The sequence below is a fragment of the Caloramator sp. CAR-1 genome (assembly GCF_030546345.1).
In the GTDB taxonomy this organism is placed as follows: domain Bacteria; phylum Bacillota; class Clostridia; order Clostridiales; family Caloramatoraceae; genus Caloramator; species Caloramator australicus.
Genome location: NZ_JAUONW010000034.1, coordinates 1 through 9,783, shown reverse-complemented (window position 1 = coordinate 9,783; position 9,783 = coordinate 1). Strand labels below are relative to the sequence as shown.

The following is a 9,783-nucleotide window of genomic DNA, read 5'->3' as shown; positions in this document are numbered from 1 at the left end:
GTAGTAGTAACTTTAAGAAACAAGCTAAGAAAGTAGCCAAAATACATGAGAAGATAAGAAACCAAAGGGAAGATTTTTTGCAAAAGCTGTCCTCTAAAATTATAAACGAAAACCAAGTTATAATTTTGGAGGACTTAAAGGTTAAGAATATGTTAAGAAATAACAAACTATCAAAGTCCATATCAGATGTAGCATGGTCAAAATTTGTAAATATGCTTGAATATAAAGCATTATGGTATGGAAGAACAATAGTAAAAGTAGATATGTTTTATCCATCAAGTCAAATATGTAATGAATGTGGTTATAAAAATGAAAAAGTAAAAGACTTAAACGTAAGGGAGTGGGAATGTCCAATATGTAGGAAAGTTCACGATAGAGATGTAAATGCAAGTAAAAATATATTAAAAGAAGGAAAGAGGATATTAGGCATAGCATAAGTAAAAACAGTAGGGTAGGGACTACCCGAATTAACGCCTGTGGAGATAGTAGGTTACGAGGTCGATGAAGCAGGAATCCTGCGACTTTAGTCGTGGGAGGTTCAAGTAGAAAGTGCAAATGAATATGGTTTAATTTTCGAAAAAGAATATGAAAGTATGGATGTAAAAATAAAAAATGTATTGCGCGAAGGACTAACTTTTAGTTATGAGTATGATTTTGGTGACACAACGCATATTACAATAAAGGTTTTAGGCAAGCAAAAGGGATATCAGCTCAGTAGAATTGAGATAATGGCAAGAAATAATCCAAAAGAATATAAATGTTCTAAGTGTGGAAATAAAGCACGATTTTACTGCTATGAATGTAGCAATTACTATTGTGAAGAATGTATTGAAAACGATAGAAGCAATTGTTATCATGAAATAATTTATGAAATAATTGAAGGCCAGAATTCACCAAGATGTGGAGTATGTGGATATGTTTATAATGAAAAGGGAGAGGACGAATATTTACCTAAAATAAAAAGCCTTTTCTGAACAATATAAATCCTTCATACTTACTCCATCATTCTTAATGGTTCTTTTCAACCCCTGAAAACTATGATATAATTAAATCACTTTCTTTTCAGAGGTGTTGATATGGAAAACGAAATTCTTTTAAAAGCCATTGAAAAACTGCTTGATGAAAAACTTAATGAAAAACTTAAGCCTATTTATCAAGAACTAAATTCAATTAATTCAAAACTTGATTCTATTGAATCAACTCAACAAACCATCCTTAATTTCATCTCAGAAATTGATAAAGAATTTTACAAAGTTGAAGAAACTTATAAGTTCATGAACGATTTGAAGAAAGTCCTTAATCAATAGGCCTCTTTGTAGGTCTTATTTTTTTGTTTCTATGTCAAAAAAAGTTTTACATAGGATATGAAACGGCTACCTATTCCATTTTTTATGCCTAAAACATCAAATTTTGTTGAAACATTGCAAATTTTAGTATAAAATTTTGAATTGTGGAGAATAGAATTTAACATTGGAAGTAGGTGGACTATGAAACTTACCAGCATCTTTAGTGTAAGCCCAGGTGATGTGCTATCCCAAACCATCATAGACGCTAAGGGGAATGTTTTATTAAGGGAAGGCGTAGTTTTAACACAAAAGTATATAAATAAGCTAATGGATTTAGGTATTTTGTATGTTTACATAAAGGACAAGAATTTATCAGATATACCAGGTCAGGATTTGCATTTTTTAGAAATTAAAACACAGGCAGTAAAAGCCCTTAACAAGGTTTATTCAAGGGTGCATAATGTTAATAATGGAGATTTTAAGGAAACATTAAAGACAATAAATGAGCTTGTGGAATATCTGATAGACAATAAAGAAGTTAATTTTATGTATTTAACTGAGTTAAAGACCTATGATAACTATACTTTTGTTCATTCTTTAAATTCATGTGTTGTTTCCTTGTTTTTAGGAGTTCAAATGGCTTATTCTAAGGCAATGCTAATAGATTTAGGAGCAGGGACGCTTCTTCATGATATAGGAAAAATGAAGATTCCCCAAAGCATTTTAAACAAAAATGGTAAGTTAACTGAAGAAGAATACGATGTAATGAAGACGCATCCTGAAATAGGCTATGAAATGATTAAAAGTATGAATAGCATTAATGAAAGAGGAAAAAGTATAGTATTAGAACACCACGAAAGATATGATGGAAAGGGCTATCCTTATGGGCTTAAAGGAAATGAAATATCAAAGTATGCAAGGATAGCCTGTGTTAGTGATGTTTATGATGCTCTAATTAGTGATAGAATATATAGAAGGGCCTTTCCCCCAAATGAGGCCTATGAGTTTATATTAGCTTCCTCTGGAACGTTTTTTGATCCGGAAATTGTTGACCTTTTTAGAAATCATTTTTGTGTATATCCATTAGGAATTGAAGTTAAGCTTTCAAATGGATGCCATGCCTATGTAATTGGACAAAATAAGGGTTTCCCCGACAGACCAAGGGTAAGAATATTTAAAAATGAAGAAGGCAAAGAAATAGAACCCTATGATGTTAATTTGGTGGAGAAAATTAATGTTTGTATAGAAAACATAATTTTTTAGGTGATTTTATGAGTATATTATTTATTGTTAACCCAAAGGCAGGCAATGGAAAGGCATTAAAAGTATTTGAGAAAATCAAAGAAAAGATGAAATTTTTAAAAAAAGATTATGAAATTGCCTACACAAAGGGACCAGAGGATGCGATAACTATTGCCAGGGAGGCTTCGAATTCTTTTAATAAAATTGTTTCCGTAGGCGGGGATGGAACTTTAAATGAGGTTGTCAACGGAATAGCAGGAAGTAGGGCTATCCTTGGAGTTATCCCTGCGGGAACAGGAAATGATTTTGCAAAGACAATTTATCCAAGCCTTAACATAGATGATATTCTTAAGACTATTATTGATGGAGAAGTTAAGAGTATAGATATAGGAAAATGCAATAATAAATATTTTATTAACATAGCAAGTGCAGGTATTGATGCAGAGATTGCCCATAGGGTTCAGAGAATAAAAAAATCTGTTCCAGGAAAAACTGTTTATTTAAATGCCCTATTTAAAACTTTAGCAAGTTATAAAGGGATAGATTTTAACATAAAACTCGATGATGTTTCTTTTAAGGCTAATACTCTTTTGATTACCGCCTCCAATGGCAAATATTACGGAGGCGGAATGATTCCAACACCAGATGCGGATATTAGGGATGGGTATTTTGATGTGTGTCACATAAAAAATTTAAATAAGCTAAAAATAATTGCTATTTTATATAAATTCATAAAGGGTAATCATACAAGTTTAAAGGAAGTAACAATATTTAAAACAAAAAGATTAACTATTAAGGCGGATAAAAAATTTTTTATTAATATAGATGGAGAAACTTTAGAGACTAATGAAGCAAATTTAGAGCTTTATAAAGATTTTATTAATATTGTTTTACCCAAGAATAAAGATGAATCTTTTGAAATATAAATGTAAAAGAGCAAGTTTTGGTTTGATTATATGGAAAAGATTATAATAATCGCCATCTTTACAGAGGCCATATGGGAAACTTTAAAGATGATAAAAAAGGATAAGTATTTTAATATCGACAGGATAGGAGCTATTTTAGTTTCAGTTTTTATGTGCATTATTTTTGACTTTGATATTTTTTCTACTTATCTTGGATTGACAAAAATAAATTATATAGGCAATATTCTTACGGGTATTTTAGTGAGCAGAGGTTCAAACTTTGTTCATGATATATTAGGGACGGTTTCAAGCATGTATCAGTCAAGAAAAACAGCAATTTAAATATTGAAATTTTCAGAAAAGTAGACTATAATAAAATTAAAAGTGAATATTTCAGTCAAGGGTGCTCTTAGGAGCTTAAAAGGGAAAGCGGTGAAAATCCGCTGCAGCCCCCGCTACTGTATACGGCGACAAATCCAATACCCACTGGGAAACTGGGAAGGGTTGGAGGAGGAGGACCCGTGAGCCAGGAGACCTGCCTTTGATGTTGGCTAATCCTTCGGAGGGAAGGGAATGGCGTAGTTAAATACAAGTATTTATATGAAGTTAAGCCTACCCTTTGGTAGGCTTTTTTATGTATAAAAGCTCCCAACGAAGGTTGGGAGCATTTTTTTAGAAAAGGAGGATAACATGAAACTTTTAAAAACAACTCTTGATAATATCAAACCTCTTGATAAGGATGCAGTTGAGATGGCGTGGAAGCACATTGACAATTTAACAAAGCCTATTGGTAGCTTGGGGATATTAGAAGAAATAGGAGCTAGATTTGCAGGGATTACGGGTAAACTTCACAATAAGGTAAAAAAGAAAAATATAGTTATAATGGCTGCAGATAATGGTGTTGTTGAAGAAGGTGTAAGTTGTGCTCCAAAATTTATTACTAAAGTAGTTACAGAAAATTTTACAAGAGGAATAACTGGTGTATGTGTTTTAGCAAAACAGGCGGGTGCAGACCTTACAATAGTAGATATAGGTGTAGATGCTGACTTTAACAATCCTAAAATATTAAACAAAAAAATAGCTTATGGAACAAAAAATATTGCAAAAGAAGCTGCTATGAGCTATGAGGATGCTATAAGAGCTGTTGAAGTTGGGATTGAAGTAGTAGACAAGCTAGTTATGGATGGTGTTGATCTTCTTGGGACAGGTGAAATGGGGATAGGCAATACTACAACTTCTGCTGCAGTTCTGTGTGCTTTATCAGGTTTGTCTCCGGATATTGTAGTAGGTAAAGGGGCAGGTCTTACTGATGAGCAGCATAAAAATAAAATTAATGTTGTTAAGAAGGCCCTTGAAACAAATAAACCTGATAGAAATGATCCTATTGATGTTATTTCAAAGGTTGGAGGATTTGATATTGCTGGATTAACAGGTTGTTTCCTGGCTGCAGCAAAAAACAGAGTTCCTATAGTAATTGATGGTTTTATTTCATCAGCAGCTGCACTTTGTGCTGTAAGGTTAAACCCTTTAGTTAAGGATTACATATTTCCATCCCATCTTTCAGCAGAGCCGGGAGCAGTATATATGATGAAGGAATTAGGTTTAGAGCCGATGATCAATTTAAAGATGAGGCTTGGTGAGGGCTCTGGATGTCCATTAGCCTTTATGATAATAGAGGCAGCACTTGCAATAGTCAATGAGATGGGAACTTTTGAAGAGGCAAATATTGTAAATGACTTTTTAATAGATATAAGGGAAAAGTAGGTGATATTTTGATAAGGTTAATAAGTGGAGGTGTAAGATCAGGAAAAAGCACCTTTGCAGAAAAACTTTTAGAGAATAAGAATGATGTTGTTTATATTGCTACTATGAGAGCTATTGATGATGAGATGGATGAGAGAATAAATTTACATAAAAAAAGAAGAAATGCTACTTGGAGAACCTTTGAAGGAACATATAATTTAGTTGATGCAGTTGGAAGTGAAAAATATTATTTGCTTGATTGCTTAACAAATCTTATTTCAAATATTATGTTCGATGTAACAAAAGATTTAGAAATAATTGATTATATTAAACAAAAGGAGATAGAAGATAAAGTTATGAAGGAACTTGTAGGCTTAATAAAAAGGATTCGTGAAATAGATGGTGATTTAATTATGGTGACTAATGAGGTTGGGATGTCAGTTGTTCCAGAAAATTATATTGCAAGGGTGTTTAGGGACATTCAAGGAAGGGTTAATCAGATGGCAGCCGCTATATCAGATGAAGTTTATCTTGTGTTTTTAGGTATTCCACTTAAAATAAAGTGATCAAAGCTTTTATTTTAAGTCTACAGTTTCTGACTCGGCTGCCAGTAAATATTAAAGTCGATTTTAATGAATCAACAATTAAAAAGATGACTTTTTTCTTTCCCTTTGTTGGGGCAATTATTGCGATGATAATTAATATTCCTTTTATGATAAATAAATTTAATAAAGAATTAGAGGCCTTTTTTTCCTTAGCGTTATGGATTTTTATAACTGGAGGATTACATATAGATGGTCTTTCAGATACATGTGATGGTTTTTTTTCAGGAAGGGATAAGGAAAAAATCCTTGATATAATGAAGGATAGTAGAGTAGGAACTTTTGGAGTTATTGCGATTGTCTTTGATATTTTAAGTAAATTTCTTATTTTGAAAAATTTATCGACAAAAAGCTCATTATTCGCTTTAATTTTAGCTTTGGGATGGGCAAGATTGTTTACTTCGTTTTTATTTACTTATGGTAAAAGTGCAAGAAAAGACGGACTCGGAAGTTTATTTACAGGGAGGGATAGGCAAGTTTATTTTATTTTTTCTGTGGTTATTTTTGGAATATTATCTTTTGTTTTAGCTGGTTCAAGGTTTTTTATATTGTTAATTATCGGAATTTTAAACACTCTGTTGGTAATGAGATTATCTTATAAAAAGATAGAAGGATTAACAGGAGATATTTATGGGGCTTCTATAGAATTAAATGAAATAGTTCTTCTTCTGTCATGGGTGGTGTTAGAGTGGATTTATATTTAGTGAGACATGGAGAAAGTGAAGATAATGAATTAGGTGTTTATTCAGGGAGTTCAGATTGCAATTTGTCTTTGAAGGGGATAGCAAATGTAAAGGTTTTAAAACCATATTTAAAAAAAATAAAATTTGAAAAATGTATATCTAGTCCATTAAAAAGATGCATTCAAACGGCAAATATTTTATTTACAGGACCCTTTGAGATCGATGAAAGATTAAGGGAAATAAATTTTGGTATTTTTGAGGGACTAAGTTATAATAGCATTCTTGAAAGATTTCAAAAAGAAGTTATGGAATGGAACAAGGATTTTGTAAACTATAAAATTCCAAATGGCGAAAGTTTAAAGGATTTATATATTCGCACAGAAGAATTTATAAAATCTTTAGATATGAATAATAAAAAGTTATTAATAGTTACCCATGGAGGAGTAATAAGATGTTTTTTATGTTATGTCTTTAATGATATAAATTTATTTTATAAGTTTCAAGTTGACCCAGCATCTATAACTATCATATCTATTCATGATGATTTTACATATATTAAGGCCCTTAATGTAAAATCAATTATTCCATATAGGGGGGATTAAAATGCGAAAAATTATATTTTTAACTTTGTTTTTATTATTTCAAATTTCAAGTATTGTTCATGCAATGCATATTTCAGAAGGATTTTTGCCTATAAAATGGGCGATATTTTATTTTGTTATTTCATTTCCAGTTATATTTTTAGGAATGAAAAGGGTTATAGAAATTTCAAACAAAGAAAAGGATTCAAAGCTTTTATTGGCCCTTTGTGGAGCATTTATATTTTTGCTTTCTGCTTTAAAATTACCTTCTGTTACTGGTTCATGTTCACATCCAACAGGAGTTGGACTTAGTGCTATAGTTTTTGGTCCGTTAGTTACTTCGGTTTTATCCATGTTGGTATTATTATTTCAAGCTATATTTCTGGCTCATGGAGGGTTAACAACATTAGGAGCAAATACTTTTTCTATGGGCATAGTTGGTCCTTTTGTTTCATTCTTAATTTATAAGTTTTTAAAGGATAAAAATAAAAAGCTTTCAGTGTTTTTAGCAGCTGCTCTGGGAGATTTATCAACTTATGTTATAACTTCTATTCAATTAGCTCTTGCATTTCCGTCGAATAATGGAGGGTTTTTTGCTTCATTAGTGAAATTTCTTGGTATTTTCGCATTGACTCAAATTCCTTTAGCTGTTGTTGAGGGGATATTTACTGTTATAATTTTTGATTATTTATTTGAAAATACTAGGCAAAGTTTTAAATTATGGGGGGAAAAACAGTGAAAAGAAATTGGTTGTTAGGATTAATAGCATGTTTAATAATAATAACATCATTGCTAATAGGTTCTCAAAGAGGAGATTTGGGAGGTGCTGACGATAAGGCGCAGGATGTCATATCTGAGGTTGCTCCAGATTATAAGCCATATTTTAACAGTATATTTGAGCCCCCTTCAGGTGAAATAGAAAGTTTGATTTTTGCACTTCAATCTGCCGGTGGAGCTTTCATTATTGGGTATGTTTTAGGAAGGAAGAAAAATGATAAAAGAGATAATCTTGTTTTCAAAGAACAGCAGAGCTAGAAGTATTATTCCTCAAAAAAAATTTATTTTATGCATTTTGATTATAGTATTTAATGGATGTTTTAATAGTTTTAGACAGTTTTTAATCAATTTTGTAGTTTTAATTTTTCTACATCTAAAATATGAAACGCCTATTATAAAAGTTTTAAAATATGTTTTTTCGTTAACATTATTTTATATTTTAAGCGGCATAACTTTTTTAATAGATGGAAATTTTAGCTTGTTTTATTTAATGTGTTACAGAGGATTTATAAATTCTCTTTCGATAACATTTTTTATATTTACAACTCCATTAGATGATATCCTATTTATTATGTCTAAAAATAAAGCTTTAATAGATTTAGTTGATATTGCAAAACTTATGGAAAGATTCATAATCGTGTTAGAAGATGAACTTTCAATAATGATAAAGTCAGCAAAGTCAAAGGGTGGTTTTGACTCTAATATAAAAATGATTAAAACAAGTGCAAAGATTGGAGCCTTACTTTTTAAAAATATGTTTTTTAAATGGCAAGAAATAAAAGTTTCAGTTGATTCACGTTGTTTTAATGGTAAGCTTTCATATTTCGATGTTAGTTTTAAAAAAAGTTTTTTAATTGAGATATTGATAGTTTTTATATTTATTATTAATTTAATAATTTTAGATTGCATGTAAAGGGGCGATAAGATGAAAAATGTTAAAGAATTTAATGTTAAAACAGTTACTTATATGGCGATATTAATTGCCTTATCCTTCATAGGGTCTTTAATTAAAATCCAAGGTTCAATTGCTTTTGATTCAATGCCAGGTTATTTTGCTGCAATAATTTTAGGACCCTATTTAGGTGGAATAGTAGCTTTGTTAGGGCACTTACTTACAGCAATAACAAGTGGCTTTCCTTTAACTATACCTATGCATATTATTATTGCTTTGGAGATGTTTGTATTTGCTTATGTATTTTCTATTACATATAAAAGGTATAATCCATATATAGCAACTGGTATAGTTACAATATTAAATGGTCCTATTGCAGCATTGATAGCATCTGCTATTTCAATTTTATTTAAACTACCATTAAATGGATGGCCATTATTTTATGCTGTAGTTATTCCGCTTACTATTGCATCTTTTTTAAATTCTTTAATAGCTGTTCTAATCTATAGAGTTATCAAACAAAAACTATAGATTGGTTTCATTAGATGAAGTTTTAAATTTGATAAAGTTAAAACCGGAAAAAACTGAACTTATTTTAACAGGACGCTATGCTCACAAGGAAATAATAGATATCGCTGACCTGGTTACTGAGATGAAAGAAATAAAACATTATTATTATATGAAGGGTGTAATGGCAAGAAAAGGAATTAAATATTAAAAACATTAAAACTGCAGGGATAAATATGTTTAAAAGTAAAATTAAATTTATATCTTTAGGTATAATTTTGACTATTATGTTGACTTTCTTATCTTGTGCTAAAACTCAAATACCTGAAGGAACAAAGGAAGCTTTCTAAAAAACAATTAGGTAGTAGTAACTTTAAGAAACAAGCTAAGAAAGTAGCCAAAATACATGAGAAGATAAGAAACCAAAGGGAAGATTTTTTGCAAAAGCTGTCCTCTAAAATTATAAACGAAAACCAAGTTATAATTTTGGAGGACTTAAAGGTTAAGAATATGTTAAGAAATAACAAACTATCAAAGTCCATATCAGATGTAGCATGGTCAAAAT

General features: G+C 30.7%; 14 protein-coding genes, 2 pseudogenes and 1 riboswitch. All 16 genes and pseudogenes read left to right on the top strand.

The window, feature by feature from the left end:
• Positions 1 to 437, top strand: a 437-nt coding sequence (locus Q3V94_RS09595) for an RNA-guided endonuclease TnpB family protein (RefSeq protein ID WP_303527196.1), incomplete at its 5' end; no start/stop codon positions are given.
• A gap of 156 nt (positions 438 to 593) precedes the next feature.
• Positions 594 to 974, top strand: coding sequence for a hypothetical protein (locus tag Q3V94_RS09590; RefSeq protein WP_303527194.1), 381 nt, complete (start codon positions 594 to 596; stop codon positions 972 to 974).
• 102 nt (positions 975 to 1,076) lie between these two features.
• Positions 1,077 to 1,307 (top strand): hypothetical protein, encoded by a 231-nt coding sequence (locus tag Q3V94_RS09585; protein WP_303527192.1) that lies wholly within the window; start codon positions 1,077 to 1,079, stop codon positions 1,305 to 1,307.
• 180 nt (positions 1,308 to 1,487) lie between these two features.
• Positions 1,488 to 2,549, top strand: a complete 1,062-nt coding sequence (locus Q3V94_RS09580) for an HD-GYP domain-containing protein (protein WP_303527190.1) — start codon at positions 1,488 to 1,490, stop codon at positions 2,547 to 2,549.
• Between the two features lie 8 nt (positions 2,550 to 2,557).
• Complete coding sequence (locus Q3V94_RS09575) at positions 2,558 to 3,454, top strand: diacylglycerol kinase family protein (protein WP_303527188.1); 897 nt, start codon at positions 2,558 to 2,560, stop codon at positions 3,452 to 3,454.
• Positions 3,455 to 3,484: 30 nt separating this feature from the next.
• The gene (locus Q3V94_RS09570; protein ID WP_303527185.1) at positions 3,485 to 3,775 is read left to right on the top strand and encodes a hypothetical protein; all 291 of its coding nucleotides are present in this window, start codon (positions 3,485 to 3,487) and stop codon (positions 3,773 to 3,775) included.
• 42 nt (positions 3,776 to 3,817) lie between these two features.
• Positions 3,818 to 3,991: riboswitch (cobalamin riboswitch) on the top strand.
• A gap of 132 nt (positions 3,992 to 4,123) precedes the next feature.
• Positions 4,124 to 5,197, top strand: coding sequence for a nicotinate-nucleotide--dimethylbenzimidazole phosphoribosyltransferase (gene cobT / locus Q3V94_RS09565; protein ID WP_303527183.1), 1,074 nt, complete (start codon positions 4,124 to 4,126; stop codon positions 5,195 to 5,197).
• Positions 5,198 to 5,205: 8 nt separating this feature from the next.
• Positions 5,206 to 5,742 carry a bifunctional adenosylcobinamide kinase/adenosylcobinamide-phosphate guanylyltransferase gene (cobU, locus tag Q3V94_RS09560; protein WP_303527180.1) on the top strand — a complete coding sequence of 179 codons (537 nt, stop codon included), beginning with the start codon at positions 5,206 to 5,208 and terminating at the stop codon, positions 5,740 to 5,742.
• Positions 5,739 to 6,482 (top strand): adenosylcobinamide-GDP ribazoletransferase, encoded by a 744-nt coding sequence (gene cobS / locus Q3V94_RS09555; protein ID WP_303527178.1) that lies wholly within the window; start codon positions 5,739 to 5,741, stop codon positions 6,480 to 6,482. Before cobU ends, cobS begins: the two co-directional genes overlap by 4 nt.
• Entirely contained in the window at positions 6,467 to 7,063 is a 597-nt protein-coding gene (locus Q3V94_RS09550; protein WP_303527176.1) for a histidine phosphatase family protein, read from the top strand. The genes cobS and Q3V94_RS09550 overlap by 16 nt, the downstream gene beginning before the upstream one ends.
• Positions 7,059 to 7,781 carry an energy-coupling factor ABC transporter permease gene (locus tag Q3V94_RS09545; protein ID WP_040306403.1) on the top strand — a complete coding sequence of 241 codons (723 nt, stop codon included), beginning with the start codon at positions 7,059 to 7,061 and terminating at the stop codon, positions 7,779 to 7,781. Before Q3V94_RS09550 ends, Q3V94_RS09545 begins: the two co-directional genes overlap by 5 nt.
• A complete protein-coding gene (locus tag Q3V94_RS09540; protein ID WP_040306405.1) occupies positions 7,763 to 8,077 on the top strand; it encodes an energy-coupling factor ABC transporter substrate-binding protein in 315 nt (104 codons plus the stop codon). The genes Q3V94_RS09545 and Q3V94_RS09540 overlap by 19 nt, the downstream gene beginning before the upstream one ends.
• The gene (locus Q3V94_RS09535) at positions 8,034 to 8,732 is read left to right on the top strand and encodes a CbiQ family ECF transporter T component (protein ID WP_008909181.1); all 699 of its coding nucleotides are present in this window, start codon (positions 8,034 to 8,036) and stop codon (positions 8,730 to 8,732) included. The genes Q3V94_RS09540 and Q3V94_RS09535 overlap by 44 nt, the downstream gene beginning before the upstream one ends.
• A gap of 12 nt (positions 8,733 to 8,744) precedes the next feature.
• Positions 8,745 to 9,242, top strand: coding sequence for an ECF transporter S component (locus tag Q3V94_RS09530; RefSeq protein WP_008909182.1), 498 nt, complete (start codon positions 8,745 to 8,747; stop codon positions 9,240 to 9,242).
• Positions 9,238 to 9,429 (top strand): annotated as a pseudogene (locus Q3V94_RS09525) (cob(I)yrinic acid a,c-diamide adenosyltransferase); the annotation flags it as partial. The gene Q3V94_RS09530 and the pseudogene Q3V94_RS09525, both read left to right, overlap by 5 nt.
• 122 nt (positions 9,430 to 9,551) lie before the next feature.
• Positions 9,552 to 9,783: pseudogene (locus tag Q3V94_RS09520) on the top strand (transposase); the annotation flags it as partial.